The sequence below is a fragment of the Paraburkholderia sp. WC7.3g genome, assembly GCF_050436345.1.
GTDB lineage: Bacteria > Pseudomonadota > Gammaproteobacteria > Burkholderiales > Burkholderiaceae > Paraburkholderia > Paraburkholderia podalyriae.
On sequence record NZ_JBNDMA010000001.1, the window covers coordinates 869,990 to 885,144 of the forward strand.

The 15,155-nt window shown below is 60.9% G+C and carries 15 protein-coding genes and 1 pseudogene; 9 read left to right on the forward strand and 7 right to left on the reverse strand.

Annotated elements, in window-relative coordinates; all coding sequences use genetic code 11:
- Positions 1-18: 18 nt before the first annotated feature.
- Positions 19-915 carry a LysR family transcriptional regulator gene (locus OKW43_RS04055; protein WP_429445427.1) on the reverse strand — a complete coding sequence of 299 codons (897 nt, stop codon included), beginning with the start codon at positions 913-915 and terminating at the stop codon, positions 19-21.
- A gap of 102 nt (positions 916-1,017) precedes the next feature.
- On the opposite strand from OKW43_RS04055, the gene OKW43_RS04060 reads away from it, so the two are divergent.
- Positions 1,018-1,881, forward strand: a complete 864-nt coding sequence (locus OKW43_RS04060) for an SDR family oxidoreductase (RefSeq protein WP_429447323.1) — start codon at positions 1,018-1,020, stop codon at positions 1,879-1,881.
- A 430-nt stretch (positions 1,882-2,311) separates the two neighbouring features.
- Here OKW43_RS04060 and OKW43_RS04065 read toward each other — a convergent pair whose 3' ends face one another.
- Positions 2,312-3,271 (reverse strand): GlxA family transcriptional regulator, encoded by a 960-nt coding sequence (locus tag OKW43_RS04065; protein ID WP_187633430.1) that lies wholly within the window; start codon positions 3,269-3,271, stop codon positions 2,312-2,314.
- A 157-nt stretch (positions 3,272-3,428) separates the two neighbouring features.
- Here OKW43_RS04065 and OKW43_RS04070 point away from each other — a divergent pair, with 157 nt between their 5' ends.
- The 5 genes and pseudogenes from OKW43_RS04070 (at position 3,429) to OKW43_RS04090 (ending at position 7,327) form a co-directional block, all read left to right on the forward strand.
- Entirely contained in the window at positions 3,429-4,250 is an 822-nt protein-coding gene (locus OKW43_RS04070; protein ID WP_187633431.1) for an SDR family NAD(P)-dependent oxidoreductase, read from the forward strand.
- A gap of 98 nt (positions 4,251-4,348) precedes the next feature.
- Positions 4,349-5,692, forward strand: coding sequence for an epoxide hydrolase family protein (locus OKW43_RS04075; RefSeq protein ID WP_429445430.1), 1,344 nt, complete (start codon positions 4,349-4,351; stop codon positions 5,690-5,692).
- A 163-nt stretch (positions 5,693-5,855) separates the two neighbouring features.
- Positions 5,856-6,080, forward strand: a complete 225-nt coding sequence (locus OKW43_RS04080) for a DUF4148 domain-containing protein (protein ID WP_187633432.1) — start codon at positions 5,856-5,858, stop codon at positions 6,078-6,080.
- A gap of 36 nt (positions 6,081-6,116) precedes the next feature.
- Positions 6,117-6,242 (forward strand): hypothetical protein, encoded by a 126-nt coding sequence (locus OKW43_RS04085; protein ID WP_429445433.1) that lies wholly within the window; start codon positions 6,117-6,119, stop codon positions 6,240-6,242.
- Positions 6,243-6,499: 257 nt separating this feature from the next.
- Positions 6,500-7,327, forward strand: a pseudogene (locus OKW43_RS04090) (alpha/beta fold hydrolase).
- A 209-nt stretch (positions 7,328-7,536) separates the two neighbouring features.
- On the opposite strand, the gene OKW43_RS04095 reads toward OKW43_RS04090, so the two are convergent.
- Complete coding sequence (locus tag OKW43_RS04095) at positions 7,537-8,232, reverse strand: phosphatase PAP2 family protein (protein WP_187633434.1); 696 nt, start codon at positions 8,230-8,232, stop codon at positions 7,537-7,539.
- 1,258 nt (positions 8,233-9,490) lie between these two features.
- A complete protein-coding gene (locus tag OKW43_RS04100; RefSeq protein ID WP_187633435.1) occupies positions 9,491-9,898 on the reverse strand; it encodes a hypothetical protein in 408 nt (135 codons plus the stop codon).
- 57 nt (positions 9,899-9,955) lie between these two features.
- On the opposite strand from OKW43_RS04100, the gene OKW43_RS04105 reads away from it, so the two are divergent.
- Positions 9,956-10,120: a phage integrase family protein gene (locus tag OKW43_RS04105; protein ID WP_187633436.1), complete on the forward strand. Its 165-nt coding sequence runs from the start codon at positions 9,956-9,958 to the stop codon at positions 10,118-10,120.
- Positions 10,121-10,280: 160 nt separating this feature from the next.
- Here OKW43_RS04105 and OKW43_RS04110 read toward each other — a convergent pair whose 3' ends face one another.
- Positions 10,281-11,303, reverse strand: coding sequence for an IS30 family transposase (locus OKW43_RS04110; protein ID WP_429445436.1), 1,023 nt, complete (start codon positions 11,301-11,303; stop codon positions 10,281-10,283).
- 156 nt (positions 11,304-11,459) lie between these two features.
- Between OKW43_RS04110 and OKW43_RS04115 the strand changes: the two genes are divergently transcribed.
- Positions 11,460-11,762, forward strand: a complete 303-nt coding sequence (locus OKW43_RS04115; protein ID WP_429445438.1) for a hypothetical protein — start codon at positions 11,460-11,462, stop codon at positions 11,760-11,762.
- Between the two features lie 382 nt (positions 11,763-12,144).
- Here the strand turns inward: OKW43_RS04115 and OKW43_RS04120 are convergent, their stop codons facing one another.
- Both OKW43_RS04120 and OKW43_RS04125 read right to left on the reverse strand, forming a co-directional pair.
- A complete protein-coding gene (locus OKW43_RS04120; protein WP_429445440.1) occupies positions 12,145-13,530 on the reverse strand; it encodes a sensor histidine kinase in 1,386 nt (461 codons plus the stop codon).
- On the reverse strand, positions 13,517-14,200 hold the full coding sequence (locus tag OKW43_RS04125; protein WP_429445442.1) for a response regulator transcription factor: 684 nt from the start codon (positions 14,198-14,200) through the stop codon (positions 13,517-13,519). Before OKW43_RS04125 ends, OKW43_RS04120 begins: the two co-directional genes overlap by 14 nt.
- A 148-nt stretch (positions 14,201-14,348) precedes the next feature.
- On the opposite strand from OKW43_RS04125, the gene OKW43_RS04130 reads away from it, so the two are divergent.
- On the forward strand, positions 14,349-15,026 hold the full coding sequence (locus tag OKW43_RS04130) for a response regulator transcription factor (protein ID WP_429445444.1): 678 nt from the start codon (positions 14,349-14,351) through the stop codon (positions 15,024-15,026).
- Positions 15,027-15,155 lie beyond the last annotated feature (129 nt).

Sequence of the window (15,155 nt, forward strand, 5' to 3'; positions counted from 1 at the left end):
CTGCGGTCGGCACCGGTCTCACGGTTCTCCCACATATCCAGCCAATTCCTCAGGTCTTCCTGTCGGAAAAGCTTCCTTGATGTGATCGAGAAAGGCGGAAACGCGAGGGCTTAGCAAGCGTCTCGAAGGATAAAGCGCCCATAGTGCGATGTCAGGGCCGTCCAGCTCACCCCAGTGTGCAAGTCTGCCGGCCGCGAGGTCATGGCTCACCAGCGATACCGGCAGGCAAGCAGCACCAACGCCGAGACGCACTGTATCGCGAACCATGATCAGCGACGACAGGTGAGCAACCGGCTCGATCGATATGCGCGATTTTCCGACGGAACCTGTGACATCCCAGAAAGCAATCCGATCATGTCTCGCGCGAAGGACAGCCGGAACACTGGACGCATCCGTCGGTCGCGCCAAATCCGGGTTGGCCACGACGACCAGCCGGTCGCGCAGGAACACCCGTCCGATCAGGTTCTCATCCGGATCGGGGTTGACCCTGATCACGAGGTCGTACCCTTCCTCAATCATGTCGACGGGCCGATCTTCCGTCGTGACTTCCAGCCGCATCTCGGGATATTTCAGCGCAAACGTGGCGACCAGCTTGCCCATTGCGATATGGGAAAAGAGCGCCGGCGCGCTGATGCGTAGTCGACCGCGTGGTTGTTCGCTCCCTGATGTGATGGCGGCAGCGCTCTCGGTGAGCTCGGCGAGGAGCGCACCCGTCCGCTCGTAGAGGGCACGTCCTTCCTGGGTGAGTTTCAATCCGCGCGGTCCACGTTCAAACAGCCTGACATGAAGGCTGTTTTCGAGTTCGCTGACCCTGCGTGAGAGCGTCGCCTTCGGGCGCTCGGCCGCACGAGCAGCCTCGCCGAAGCTTCCGTGACGAGCGACGAGATTGAAATCAGCGAGAGCAAGAAGATCCATGCGTTCCACCAGTGAGATACCCCGTCTCTTTATAGCATCTTCCGGACCGGGCATGGATCACTTACCTTGGAGGCATCCCAACCCAACCTAAGGAGTAACACCATGACTATCCTCGTTACCGGTGCCACTGGCCGTGTCGGCCGCCAGGTCGTCGATCAGCTTGCCACCCGCGGAGCCGACGTGCGCGTGCTCGTGCGCGATCCCTCGAAGGCCGACTTTCCTGCCGGAGTGGCTGTCGTACAGGGCGACATGCTCGATATCGACTCCCTGCGCAAAGCATTCGCCGGCGTCCGCACACTGTTCCTGCTCAACGCCGTGGCAGGCGACGAATTCACCCAGGCGCTCATCACGCTCAACGTCGCTCGCGAGTCGGGCGTCGAGCGCGTGGTCTACCTGTCGGTCATGCACGCCGAGCGCTTCGTGAACGTGCCGCATTTTGCAGTGAAGTTCGGCGCCGAGCGGATGATCGAACAGATGGGCTTCAGCGCCACTATCCTGCGTCCGGCGTACTTCATGGATAACGATCTGATGATCAAGGACGTTCTCGTCAATCATGGCGTCTACCCGATGCCCATTGGCAGCAAGGGAGTCGCGATGGTCGACACCCGCGACATTGCGGAGGTCGCGGCGATCGAACTGTTGCGTCGAGATCAGGCTCCTGGCAAACTGCCCGTCGACATCATCAACCTCGTCGGGCCTGACACGTTGACGGGTTCGAAGCTCGCCTCCATCTGGTCAGAGCTTCTTGGCCGTCCGGTTGCCTACGGCGGGGACGATCCCACCCAATTCGAGCAGAATCTGGCGAACTTCCTGCCAAAGTGGATGGCGTATGAAATGCGGCTAATGGCCGAGCGCTTCGTCAGCGACGGCATGGTGCCGGGAGCCGGCGACGTCGAGCGTCTTTCCAGCATTCTGGGTCGCCCGCTACACTCGTACCGCGACTTTGCCGCCAGACTGGCTGGCTGAGCTTCGCCCCCCTTCTAAAAGCTTGACGGACTGACTCAGGGCGTGAAGCGGGCATCCGATTCGTCGGCTAAGCAATGGCCGATTCCGAAGTCAAGCGGACATGCCCCATGCACGCAATCAACCAGCACTGTCGCATTCTCTTCTCGCTGCGCTATTCCTGGCTTCGACCGCCTTGCTGCTGTTGGAAAGGCCCTTTCCAGAATGTGCCTGCCGACGGTTCCGAACACGAACGCGACAACCAGCCCTTTAATGTTCTTGCCTTCGCGCACCACTATCGCGTCCAGCCCGGTCGCTGGCTCGATCAAAATGGAGCAGCCGCACGAAGGCGCTAAAGGGAGGCGCGGCCGCCGAGGTTGTCGGCAGAAAGTCTCCGCCTGTTATCTGCGCAAGCCGAAATCCAATGACGAAGTGGACACGCTTTCCCACCCGCCTAAACACCGATCCGGTCACCGGCACGAGCCTCACGCCGCACTTCCTGCGGCGGTAGGCCAAAGCCGCGCATGAACGCTTCGCGCATATGCCGCCGATCGCGAAACCCCGTCTCTCTCGCAATCACTTCCAACGAGTGCCGGCTCTTCTCGATCATCAACCGCGCGGCTTCGAGCCGCAACCCTTCGATCGCCTTCGCGGGCGACTGTCCGGTCTCCAGAGTGAACACCCGGCTGAACTGCCGCGGGCTTAGATGCGCCGAACTCGCTAGCTCCTCGACGGTGAGCGGCCGGCTCAGGTTCGTGCGTGCATAGTTCAGCGCGTCCTGGATGCGGTCCGATTTGGGCGCCAAGTGGAGCATTTCCGAATGCTGCGACTGGCCGCCCGCACGCCGCTGATGCATCACGAGCTTGTGTGCGACCGAACGCGCCACGTCGGCGCCGAGATCTTTCTCGACCATCCCAAGCGCAAGGTCGAGCCCGGCAGTCATACCCGCCGAGGTCCAGATCGGCCCATCGACAATGTAAATGCGGTCTTCTTCGATGTGGATGTCCGGAAACCGGCTCATCATCGCGCGCCCATGGGCCCAATGCGTCGTCGCGCGCCGGTTCGCGAGCAGGCCTGCTTCAGCCAGTACGAAACCACCTGTACAGATGCCGGCAATGCGTCGCGCACGCGTAGCCGCCTTGCGCAGGAAGGCGAGCATTTCGGCGGACGGAGGCGAGGCGAGTGGTGCGTTGACACCCGCCGCGATCCACGTGTCTATCGCGACGCGTCCCCTGAAGGGGCGCGTGACGACGCACATACCAAGCGAAGAGCGCACCTCGCCGCCCGCCACGGAGAAGTTTTCGATCGTGTAGAAGGTTTCGCCCGCCGCAACGTTCGCGTATTCGAAAACCGACTGTGACGCGAGCGCCATCACCTGAAAGCCATCGCTCAACAAATATCCGATCCGGTGCATGTAGCCCTCCGCTATTCATCAGGTCAAACACCCGCTGCGAAAGCATGCTGGAAATCGCATGTCCTAAATCATGACCCTATACGTCATTTGAGTCGTGGCTAATCCGGACCACAATAGGTTCACGCAATCACAAGCGAACATTCAACAGGAGTCCATCATGATGCAGGCATATCAGGGTACCGCGCTCATTACGGGCGCGTCCACGGGCATCGGCGCGGTCTATGCCGAGCGGCTCGCCAAGCGTGGCTATGATCTGATCCTCGTTGCGCGCAGCCGCGACCGGCTCATCCGTCTCGCCGGGCGCATCGCCAACGAAACCGGCCGGTCCGTCGAGATCATCGACGCCGATCTCAATGATCCGGCTTCACGCGCTACGGTGGAAGCGAAGCTGAAGGAAGACGCCAGCATTACGCTGCTCGTGAACAACGCAGGGGTCGGCACGCATACGCCATTGCTCGACAGCGATGTCAACGCGATGACGCGGATGATCGACCTGAACGTTAACGCACTTACCCGCCTCACGTATGCCGCGGCGCCAGGCTTTGTCTCGCGTGGCAAGGGCGCGATCATCAACATCTCGTCGATCGTCAGTATCGCGCCGGAGCGCCTGAACGGTGTGTATGGCGGCACCAAGGCCTTCGTGCTTGCCTTCAGCCAGTCGCTGCATCACGAACTCGCCATCAAGGGTGTGAAGGTCCAGGCAGTGCTGCCCGGCGCCACGGCCACCGATTTCTGGCAGAGCGGCGGCTTGCCGATCGAGAACCTCGATCCGGCCATCGTCATGTCCGCAGACGACATGGTCGATGCGGCGCTCGTCGGCTTCGAGCGAGGCGAGCTGGTCACGATTCCGTCCCTGCACGACGGTGCGAAGTGGGACGTCTTCGAAGCCGCGCGCCAGGCAATGTCCGGGGAACTGTCATCCAGCAAGCCTGCGCGTCGCTATACCGCCGAGGACGAACGAACCGTCCAGGACGCATAGAAACGAACGCCCGAATGACGCCCGACACGCTAACGCAGCCGCTCCACGTAGCCGTGGACGCCGCAAGGCTGCTCACTCGTACTCAACGGAGTATCACCATGTCCATAGTTTCAGCCGCGCATACCCGGCGCAGCTTGCTTGCCTATTCGATCGCAAGCGCACTTGCCCTTTCTGTGGGCTCCGCCTTCAGTCATGCTCAAGCCGCTTCGGTCGTGGATCAGCCTTCCGCGAACCCGGGCGTGGTGGCTGAAGACGACTCGATCCGCCCATTCCACGTTCACGTTCCGGACGCAACACTCGTCGATCTCCGCCGCCGCATCGCGGCGACGCGGTGGCCCGATAAGGAGACGGTCGCTGATCAAAGCCAGGGTGTGCAGGAGGCGAAGATCCAGGCCCTCGTGCACTACTGGGGCACGGACTACGACTGGCGCAAGACGGAGGCACGATTGAACGCCTTGCCGATGTACGTGACCACGATCGACGGCGTCGATATCCAGTTCATCCAAGTGAAATCCCGCAACCCGAACGCGTTGCCGCTGCTCATCACTCACGGCTGGCCTGGTTCGCCCCTCGAAATTGAAAAGGCCATCGGTCCGCTCACCGATCCTACGGCCTATGGCGGCCGTGCGGAGGACGCCTTCGATGTCGTCATCCCCGCGATGCCCGGCTACGGTTTCTCCGGCAAACCGACCGGCACTGGCTGGGATCCCGATCACATCGGCCGGGCGTGGGACGTTCTGATGAAGCGTCTGGGATATACGCACTATGTGTCGCAAGGCGGCGATTGGGGTTCGGTGGTGGCGGACGCGATGGGGCGTCAGGCTCCCCCAGGCCTCCTGGGCATTCACGTCAATATGCCTGCGACAGTGCCACCGGAGGTCGCGAAGGCGCTCAACAATGGCGAACCGGCGCCGGCCGGGCTGTCCAGTGCGGAAAAGGCAGCGTATGAATCACTCGCCAACCTGTACAAAAAGGGCGGCGGCTATGCCGCCATGATGGTCACTCGCCCGCAAACCGAGGGCTACAGCCTGGCTGATTCGCCTGCGGGTCAGGCAGCCTGGATGTACGACAAGTTCGCGGCCTGGACCTATAGCGGTGGCGACCCGGAACGCTCACTCACCAGGGATCAGATGCTCGACGACATCACGCTGTACTGGTTGACGAACACTTCGACCTCGTCGGCGCGGCTCTACTGGGAGAACAACAACAACAACTTCAATGCTGTGGAGCAGAAGACAGCCGAGATTTCGGTCCCCGTTGCCGTGACGGTCTTTCCCGGCGAGATCTATCGGGCGCCGCGCAGCTGGACCGAGCGCAGTTATCCCAAGCTCACCTATTTCCACGAAGTCAACAAAGGCGGCCACTTTGCAGCATGGGAACAACCGCAGCTCTACGCCGAGGAGCTCCGCGCGGCGTTCAGGCCGCTGCGCAAACAGCTATGAGGTCCCGCCGGCTGTTGTCGCACGAATGCGCGGCAGCAGCCGACTTCAAGGGTCCACATTTCAACGCGTTCCTGACATAAAGCGCCCGGTATTGCGATGAGCTGCCACGAGTCCAATGTGTCCCGGGCGTTTACCAGCCCTTCATCGTTTCAAGGAGAACAGCATGAAAACTTCGATCATCGCTTTGACTTTTGCCGCATTCACCGCTTCGGGCGCGGCTCTGGCCACCGAGAGCGCCACGCCCCCCACTGTCGCGCAGACGGAGCAATCCGGTTCGAACCACGTCGGCGCGTCGCCGAAGACGCGTGCCGACGCGCGCCACGAATTGGTGCGGGCGCAGCAGGACGGCCAGCTCGCCAGTCTCCGCACGCTCTATCGCGGAAGCTGAAACCTGCTCATTGACATATTTATCCGAGGTTCCATCATGAACAAGCAGTTCATCGCCGCCCTCCTCATCGCAGCCAGTGCAGCTGCTACGGGCCCCGCCTTCGCCAGCAGCGGCTTCGGTCCGGCCCCGCACTACGACCCGATCGCAGGCGCGCCTGCGTAGCAACGCGGTCTGAATAGCGAGACCATCGCCATCGATCAGGCCAGCGCCGATCACGGCACGCGGGCGTTCGGCGGCATGCCCGATACGACATCGCAGTCGGGTACACGGCTCGCGGGCCGCGATCCTTTTTCCACCTACTCGCATCACTGATGCCACCGCGGCGAGGACTTCATCATGACTCGAATCGACAAAGAGTCACCCATGCTACCCGCCGCGCAGCGAATACCGATCGATACAATCTCAAAGCAGATAAAGCCATGCCGGACGAAATGAATCTTCGCCGTCGCCGCCCGCTGCAGACGACTATCGCAGGCATTGGCCTGCTGGAACTCGGCCTCAGCGAATTTGCCAACGCGCAATCGGCCGGAAACACCAACCACATCAACACCAGGATCCCTGCGCGCGTCGCATCATTCGACGCTATTCGCCAGGTCAACGTCGGTGCACTCAGCGTCGGCTATGTGGAAGCGGGACCGAGCAACGGCCCGGTCGTGATCCTGTTGGATGGCCCTATGACATCTACAGCTTCGCCGAAGTCACGCCATTGCTCGCCGCCGCGGGTTATCGCGTGATCGTGCCGTATCTGCGCGGCTACGGCCCGACGCGCTTCCTGTCCGCCGATACTCCGCGTAACGGGCAGCAAGCCGTCCTCGCGGCTGACATCGTCACGCTGATGGACGCGCTGAAGATCGAAAAGGCCGTGTTCGGTGGGTTCGACTGGGGCGCGCGCACCGCCAACATCATCGCCGCGGTTTGGCCGGAACGGTGCAAGGCGATGGTCTCGGTGAGCGGCTATCTGATCGGCAACCAGGCCGCCGGCAGCGTGCCGCTTCCACCGAAGGCAGAGCTTGCATGGTGGTATCAGTTCTATTTCGCCACGGAGCGCGCCGACCATCGCGGTGCCGACCATCACGCTCGAAGGCGATGCCAACGGCGCGCCGCATCCCGAGCCGGCTGCCTACGCGAAGAAGTTCACGGGCAAGTATGTACACCGGAACATCGCCGACGGTATCGGGCACAACCTGCCCCAGGAAGCGCCGAAAGCGTTCGCCGACGCGGTCATCGACGCCGCGCGCATGGGGTGATCGCTGCAGCGAGCGCCGGCGTCGCGTCGCATCCGGACGCTGGCGCTGTACCCGGGAATAACATTCACATGCAACGCATTCGAATTCAACGTGCCATTGTGAACTGTCAGGCCCCGGAGTTTGGCGCAACGGGTGTATCACAACCTCACCTACTGCAACAGACCTGACAGAGATCGGTCTCAGCGCGGCGCGCGCGCTTTCCCGCATAATCATAGGCCTTGTAATACCGACCGCCCCAGAACTAGTAACTCGTTGAACTGGGTCACCAGTTCAAAACACAAAGCAAACAACAGGGTATAAAAGGGCCCGGGAAATCTGTGCATCCAGCCCAGAATCGGCACTGAAAAACGCGTTCTCACGGCGTCCCGAGTCATTATCCAGGTGATGGTCGCTCCAATCGCCGCCCCCGCGAGTATGTCGGTCGGATAGTGCCAGCCGAGATAAACGCGCGGCAGACATATGAAGATCGCGGTGTATAAAAGTGCGAGCATGCCGACGCCGCGCGAAACCATACAGATGCCAGTTGCAACCGAAATCCACAGCATAGCGTGGTCACTCGGAAAGGAGCTCCACGCTGGCAGCACGGCCGCTTCCAGACCACCCGATGGAAAATTCAAGTGCAGCTCAGGATTAAAGAGAGGCCGCATACGGAATGGCAAATAATGGGCAACAATCCTGAATATTGCGAGCGCAAGAAGGCCGCTCGCGATCGTCGCGACGACCATTTCACGCTCCCATTCGCCACGCTGGCTCGGCTTGAACCATATCCACCACAATACGGGCATGAGCACCAAACCTTTGAATGTGTATAGGTCCGCGATGACTCTTATCGCGTGGTTCAACATGGCGTAACTCAAAGCAATGTGCGTCAGGAAAGTCTGGATTGCTGTATCAAAAAGGTCCATTCTGCAATTCCTCCAAACTTTTTAGTTATAAGGTTGAGCAGCGGGAGCAGGCACGGGTTGTGTCGCGCTCTGAAACCTGCCGTCGTCAAAGCCAAAAACCATCACATCTCGCGCGACGTTGGATCGTGCGGATGTTCTTGAGGTGAGCGGTGCTTTGACGGGCGCCAAGTCAACGATTCTGATCGACGCAACCAAATGCTGGATTGGGAACGATGACGAGTTCATCGATACCTCACATCTCAAGCGTGTCGCCCGCCAACATGCTTCCGACTCGCAAACTTTGGCCGACAGCGCAGCGGCCTTTCTTCGAAGAAGCGTTTGGCGTTGGTTGGGCGTGTCGTGGCGCCTTATCAGGTGAGCGTAGGCATGCTATCGGAAACAAGCTCGGGGCTGGATTTGCCGAACCTCGGCAAAGCGGGATGGATCCGGTTTCCGATGCTACGTTCATCTCTGTTAGATCTGCCTTCAAAAGAACCTCGTCTCGGCGACAGGAGATTGGAAGCCATCCAGACGCCGCCTGATTGGATTGTCGACCCGTGTTGTCCGGTTTATTGCTTCAGATGTCTCATGCTCGAAGAGATCGACGTTACTGCATCGCGGTGGAAGAGAAAGTGGCTCGACCCGGCCGCGGCTGCTCTCGCACAGTCAGATATAGCTGAGTTGCGTCTATAGCGCAGGCTTCGATTCGAGAAGACTCCGGCGAATGGGAGCGATAGTCATTCCACCAATCGCATCTGCCCGCGGGCTTCGAGTCGTTGCTGCGCAGGAACTTTAGCCTTGCGACGTATTCGCGGTCTCTCACGCAGGCACATGGCCCGACGAGTTCGTGCTTCGTCATCCACACACACGCACAGTCCTCCGGGCGCGTGACCGTGATCGTGTATTCGTCGTCAAGAGAAGTAGTCAACACAGGGGCTTTACCAGGCGACTCGAAAAAGATCTTGGGCATGGGATCGTTCGCCTTTGGTTTCTACCTCGCGCAGCCGAGCGACCTGCGGTGTATTGTTGATCGGGTCCTTCGTGCAGACAGTTAATGCACTGGTTCGTTGGCTTGCATCGCCGCTTCAAAACGGCCACCATTCCAGTGTCCTCCTTAGTTTTCGAACAATCCGTGCGATATCGAACGTTCGCGCTCACCGGTGCCGGTTGTGCTCCGGCGATGCCTTGATTGCGACGCGCGGCCGGTGGTCTGGCAACACGTAGCCAGCGAAGACGGTTACTCGCGGCGGGTTTCAACCTGCGCTGAAGACCTCCCTCTTCAACCACGACGAACGACAAAAGTCGTGCAGCCGATCGCTGTCAGGCAGAGGTCGGCCAACTTCGGCCCTTCAACCTCACAATCTGGATTGCTGACAATGAAGCGTCTTTGCTGCTTTGCCAGTGGCGACCGCTCATGCCGACATTCACTTTGGTGTTTTGCACGCTGTCTCCTACTAAACGCAAATCGATTGTCGCTAGTGACGGCTGCGCGTTCGATTCCATGTGCCGCAATTTCCTTGGTCAGCGATGTAAGCACGTAGTCGGCCCATAACAGGTTGTGTGTTTGGCTCATTTGCCGCAAGATGTCTCCGCGAATCGGGTTGGGTTGTACTTTTGTCAAACTCCATATCGTCGTGGCCTGATTACGTGCGTCGCCAGGTATCTGGTTCGGCGCCTGGCCGAGCATCTACGTGCCTCGACCCGCACGCACGGCAGGTCAAGGCTGACGGCCGTAACGCTGAAAATGATCGAGCAGGCCGCCGAACTGGCCGCGGCTACACCAGCGGCCAAGCACGCCGTCGGCATGCGGTTGCGGCCGATGGTCTCGCAGCGTCTGCGGAACGCTGGCATCCCCACGCTGGGCGATCTGGTCGCGTACTGTAACTGCGCGTGTCGCCCGCTCGCTTAAGGAAGACACGCTCGAAGAAATCGAATGACTGCATCGCAGATCTTGAACGGCAATTCAACCGCTTTAGCGCATGATGGATTCACGGTAACCCACCGGCCTCCCTGGAGAAGAACATGACTCGCTTTCAAGGGCGGTTTCAAAGGTGAAGCGCAACAGCGGGTTAATGAACGGAAGCTGAAGTTATGGAAGCGGTTGCGAGCATACGTTCGAACACCTCGAATGGCGAATGAAATGCATGCGTAGCACGCGGTCGGCTGTTGAGGCTGTCGGCGATGGCATCGAGTTCGTCCTGGCTGTAGATCGAGAGGTCGGTGCCTTTTGGCAAGTACTGACGCAGCAGCCCGTTGGTGTTCTCACAGGTGCCGCGTTGCCAGGGGCTGTGCGGATCGCAGAAGTACACGCGCACGCCGGTGGCGGCGCTGAGCTCCTGATGGCGGGTCATTTCCTTGCCCTGGTCGTAAGTGAAGCTCTGGCGCAGGGGCGCAGCGATCGAATTCAGCTTCGCAGTGAAGCCGGCCAGGGCCGAGGCGGCGGTGGCGTCGTCCATCTTCGCCAGCAGCACCAGGCGACTGGTGCGCTCAACCAGCACGCCGACGGAAGACTGGTTGCCGGCACCCTTGATAAAGTCGCCTTCCCAATGGCCTGGCATCACCCGGTCATCGACCTCAGGCGGGCGCACATGGATGCTCACCATGTCGGGGATCTGGCCGCGCCGGTCAGTGCCCCGCTTGCGTGACATACGCGTGCTGTGGCCGTGGCGCAGACAGGCGATAAGCTGGCGGCGCAGCTCGCCGCGTGGCTGGGCATAGATGGCGGTGTAGATGGTCTCGTGCGAGACATGCTGGGTCGGATCGTTGGGCCACATGCGCTTGAGGGTACCTGAGATCTGCTGGGGCGACCACTTCCATTCCAGCAGGGTGAGTACCACGCGCCACGACACGCTTTGAGGGTGCAGCTTGGGACACGGGCGCGCAGCCTCGCGTCGGCTCGTGCTGAGCGCCTGCGCTGGTGCAGACGCATAGCCCACGGCAGAACACGTGTTCCTGGTCAGCTCGCGGCTCACGGTTGACGCCGCGCGCCCGAGTGTTCGGGCGATGACCTGAACGCTCGAACCCTGCTGCTTCATGCTTGCAATCGTCATGCGTTCTTCAGGCTGCAGTTGTTGGTAACTTCTTTTTTGCATTGGCACACCTTACACGAGCAAGGTGTTGCACTTCAAATTTGATCGCGCCGATACTTAAGAACTTCGGAAAACGGAAAAAATATACTTCTCAAGCGCGTCGAATCGAGGCCGTTAGACAGCACGCAGTACTCACGTTTTCTCTATCGGGAGATTTAGATGTCCATTCAGGCAATCAGTCAAAGCACCGTGCAGACAACAGACTCCTCTCTTGCTTCGACTTCGACTTCGACTTCGGGTTCAGCGTCGACGGCGCCGACCTCAAGCACTAGCACTTCGTCCACGACAGGAGCTAGCGGCAGCAAGTCTACGTCGTCGTACACCGTCAATATCAGCAACGCTGCCCGCGCCATGCTTGCAGAAGCAAGCGAGACCTCGGTTCAAACTGCACAGGAAGCAGGAAAAGGCGATGGACAGGCGCAACGCCTTCTCGCCAAAGAGGCGGCCACCAAGGCAGCCTGAATACGCCACGCGCTCTACACTTGAAGGAACAGGCCGCCGCGTCGCATTGGCGGCGTTCTGGCAGCGAGGATCGGCTATCGTCATTCACATTGTATGTAATCGCCACAAATCGCTTGCTCTGCTGCCGTACGTCGAAGCCGACCGATTTATACGTTAGTACCCGTCATCGCCGCATCTGACAAAGGGTAGCAATCCTTTCGCGCAGCGCAACTCCCGCCGAATTCCAGATTGCGCGCCCTAACGTTGATGACGTGTGCGTGGAGCGCCAATCTGAGCGCTTTTTTCGCGCAGGACTCTGTCTGACATGGAACAGTACGCGGAGCAGAAGCTGAGGCCCTCCGAGCACCTCAAAGAGCGTGGTCAATGCATCGGCAGTTATCGATCATCGGCTATCCGCAAGATGACGTTGGGTATGTTGCGCGGGTTTGAACAGGCTGATCTCGCAACCGAGGTTCGCGTCGTGGAACGCCAGCGTCATGCCGTGCATGCCGGCCACGGCGGTGGCAAGACTGAGCCCCAGGCCGCTGCCGGGCGTATGACGGCTCGCCTCTCCACGATAGAAACGGCGCAGGACGGCATCGCGCTCAGTCGGTGCGATGCCCGGTCCATCGTCGCGTACCGTCACGCCGACCCCTCGTCCGTCGTGCCACAGCGTGATGTGCACAGCTCCGCCATGCGGTGCGAACTTGATGGCGTTTTCCACCAGATTCGCCAGTGCCTCGAATAGCAGATTCGGATCGCCCTGGATCTCCAGCGGCCCGGAAACGGTGCGCTGCAGTTCGAAGGCAATCTGCTTGTCTTCGGCGGTCGGCTCGTAGAACTCGAACACGTCGTCGGCGACGGCGGCCAGATCGACGCTGGTGAAGCCGGCGCGGCGCACGCCGCTTTCGATTTCCGAAATGCGCAGCAGGGCGTTGAAAGTGCGTAGCAGGCCGCTGGTTTCCACGATGGTTTCATCAATGGCCGCGCGATACTCTGCTTCGGTTCTGGCGCGGCGTTGCGCACGTTCGAGTCCGCCGAGCACCCGCGTGAGCGGCGTGCGTAGATCGTGCGCAATCGCATCGCACACACCTTTGACCTCGTTCATCAGGCGTTCGATTTCGTCGAGCATGCCGTTCACGACGACCACCAGCCGGTCTATGTCGTCGCGTTTCGCATGCACCGGCAAGCGCCTGCCGAGATTGCCGGCGACGATTTCCTCGATCGACGCGGTCACCGCATCGAGCCGCCGCATCGCCGAAACGCCAATCAGGGTCGCCCCGATCAGGCCGATCACGAGCGTGATCATCGCAGTGGAGAGCAGCGCATGCAGCAGTTCGTCGTCGAAGTGGTCGAGCTCGAGGGTGTTCTGGCATTGCAAAGCGATGCGGTTATCGGGCACGTGCGCGGCGATGCATCGGCCAGGCGGGTGGCCCGGCAGATTTGCGAGACGCATCGAAAACGGCTGGCCAAAGACGGAGATGGCCGGCAGATCGCCCGCATAGCCGCCAGCAAGATGTTTGCCGCTGGCTTCGAACAGGCCGAACGGGCGCTGGCGGCGCGGATCGATCTGGTTCTGATGTTCGAATCGCGCGACCAGTTCATCCGGCGCTTCGCGTTTCAACTCTGCGTGCTCGCGAAGCAGCCAGTCGTCGATGCGCTCCTGTTCGAAGCCGGTGATCTCGCGGTACAGGTAACCGAACAGCAGCATCGCGATCACGCCGAACAGCACCAGGAACAGCGTGGCGAGGCGAAAGCCGGTGGTGCGGTGCAGTTCAGTCAGGCGCATGTAGCATATACCCCGAACCGCGCACGGTATCGATCATCGGAGCTGTCCCGTCCGGGTCGAGCTTCTTCCTGAGACGGCTGATGTGCACGTCGATCACGTTGGTCCGCTCGTCGAGCCGGTAGTCCCATACCGCTTCGAACAGCATGGTCCGGCTCACCACCTGGCCTTGGTGCTGCATCAGGTATTCGAGCAGCCGGTACTCGCGCGGCAGCAGCAGTACCGCGCGGCCGGCGCAGGTCACTTCGCGTTTGAGCGGGTCCAGACGTAACGGGCCGACCTGGTACTCCTGCACAGCGGGCGCCGCCTCGCGCCGGCGCATCAACGCATCGAGCCGCGCGGTCAGTTCGATGAACTCGAACGGCTTGGTCAGATAGTCGTCGCCGCCGGCGCGCAAACCGCGCACACGTTCGTCGACCGCGGACAGCGCGCTCAGGATCAGCACCGGCGTGGGCACGCCGGCGCTGCGCAACGCCGACAGCATGCCGAGCCCTTCGAGGCCGCCCGGCAACATACGATCGAGCACGATAGCGTCATAACTGTTGGCGACCGCGAGCATCAAACCGTCGCGGCCGGTGCTCGCGGTTTCGACCTTGCAGCCGTGATCGGTGAGCGCTTCAACGATCTCTGCGAGAGTCTGCTCGTCGTCCTCGACGACCAATACGTTCGACATGCCTTTTTCCAGAAATGAGCGAGCGTCGAACCTGCGCTAGCCGGCCGATTTACACTACGCTCGTACCTAAGATCTCCGCAGTATGCCGCGCGGAGCTGCACAGGCGTTTCGCGCCAACGTGAAAAAATTTTAATGTAAGCCCCAGCGCATGCGAATCCTGCTGATCGAAGACGATATGCGCGCCAGCCAGTTCCTGGCGCGTGGCCTGAGCGAGAGCGGTCTGATTGCCGACACGGTGGCCGACGGCGCGACCGGGCTCGCCTATGCGCGTGAGGGCATCTACGACGTGATTGTGACTGATCGGCGCTTGCCGGCGCTCGACGGCCTGGCTCTCGTCCAGCAGTTGCGCGCCGGCGGGGATACGACGCCGGTGCTGATGCTGTCGGCGGTCGGCGGCCTGAACGAACGCGTGGAGGCGATTCGCGCAGGTTGCGACGACTATCTCGTGAAGCCATATGCCTTCGTCGAAGCGCTGGCAAGAATCGAGGCGCTCGCGCGGCGCGCCGATCGCAGCAGGATGAGCGAGCGGCTCGAATGCGCGGACCTGGTGCTCGATACGCGGGCGCGCACTGCAAGCCGCGGCGGGCGCGATCTGCGCTTGCAGCATCGCGAATTCCTGTTGCTCGAATGTCTCGCGCGCCGCGCGGGGCAGGTCGTCACGCGCAGCATGCTGCTTGAAGCGGCATGGCACTACGATTTCGAGCCGCGCGGCAACATCATCGATATGCACATGCATCGGCTGCGGGCGAAGGTCGATCGTGATTATCCCGCGGCGCTGATTCATACGGTGGTCGGCGCCGGATACGTGCTGAACCCGGCGCCCTGACACGCGCTGCAAGCCTTGCAAGCCCCGGCTGGAGCCCGCCGCTCTGGCATGTTGCGCCGCATTAAATTTTTTTAATCAATGGGCGAAAGCGCCGACAGGACCCGCTGGCTAATCTGGCGACATTTCCTC

What these genes read in the sequence shown, in the direction of transcription:
- OKW43_RS04055 (WP_429445427.1), bottom strand. Translation starts at nt 915, where the DNA reads ATGGATCTTCTTGCTCTCGCTGATTTCAATCTCGTCGCTCGTCACGGA.
- OKW43_RS04060 (WP_429447323.1), top strand. Translation starts at nt 1,018, where the DNA reads ATGACTATCCTCGTTACCGGTGCCACTGGCCGTGTCGGCCGCCAGGTC.
- OKW43_RS04065 (WP_187633430.1), bottom strand. Translation starts at nt 3,271, where the DNA reads ATGCACCGGATCGGATATTTGTTGAGCGATGGCTTTCAGGTGATGGCG.
- OKW43_RS04070 (WP_187633431.1), top strand. Translation starts at nt 3,429, where the DNA reads ATGATGCAGGCATATCAGGGTACCGCGCTCATTACGGGCGCGTCCACG.
- OKW43_RS04075 (WP_429445430.1), top strand. Translation starts at nt 4,349, where the DNA reads ATGTCCATAGTTTCAGCCGCGCATACCCGGCGCAGCTTGCTTGCCTAT.
- OKW43_RS04080 (WP_187633432.1), top strand. Translation starts at nt 5,856, where the DNA reads ATGAAAACTTCGATCATCGCTTTGACTTTTGCCGCATTCACCGCTTCG.
- OKW43_RS04085 (WP_429445433.1), top strand. Translation starts at nt 6,117, where the DNA reads ATGAACAAGCAGTTCATCGCCGCCCTCCTCATCGCAGCCAGTGCAGCT.
- OKW43_RS04095 (WP_187633434.1), bottom strand. Translation starts at nt 8,232, where the DNA reads ATGGACCTTTTTGATACAGCAATCCAGACTTTCCTGACGCACATTGCT.
- OKW43_RS04100 (WP_187633435.1), bottom strand. Translation starts at nt 9,898, where the DNA reads ATGCTCGGCCAGGCGCCGAACCAGATACCTGGCGACGCACGTAATCAG.
- OKW43_RS04105 (WP_187633436.1), top strand. Translation starts at nt 9,956, where the DNA reads ATGATCGAGCAGGCCGCCGAACTGGCCGCGGCTACACCAGCGGCCAAG.
- OKW43_RS04110 (WP_429445436.1), bottom strand. Translation starts at nt 11,303, where the DNA reads ATGCAAAAAAGAAGTTACCAACAACTGCAGCCTGAAGAACGCATGACG.
- OKW43_RS04115 (WP_429445438.1), top strand. Translation starts at nt 11,460, where the DNA reads ATGTCCATTCAGGCAATCAGTCAAAGCACCGTGCAGACAACAGACTCC.
- OKW43_RS04120 (WP_429445440.1), bottom strand. Translation starts at nt 13,530, where the DNA reads ATGCGCCTGACTGAACTGCACCGCACCACCGGCTTTCGCCTCGCCACG.
- OKW43_RS04125 (WP_429445442.1), bottom strand. Translation starts at nt 14,200, where the DNA reads ATGTCGAACGTATTGGTCGTCGAGGACGACGAGCAGACTCTCGCAGAG.
- OKW43_RS04130 (WP_429445444.1), top strand. Translation starts at nt 14,349, where the DNA reads ATGCGAATCCTGCTGATCGAAGACGATATGCGCGCCAGCCAGTTCCTG.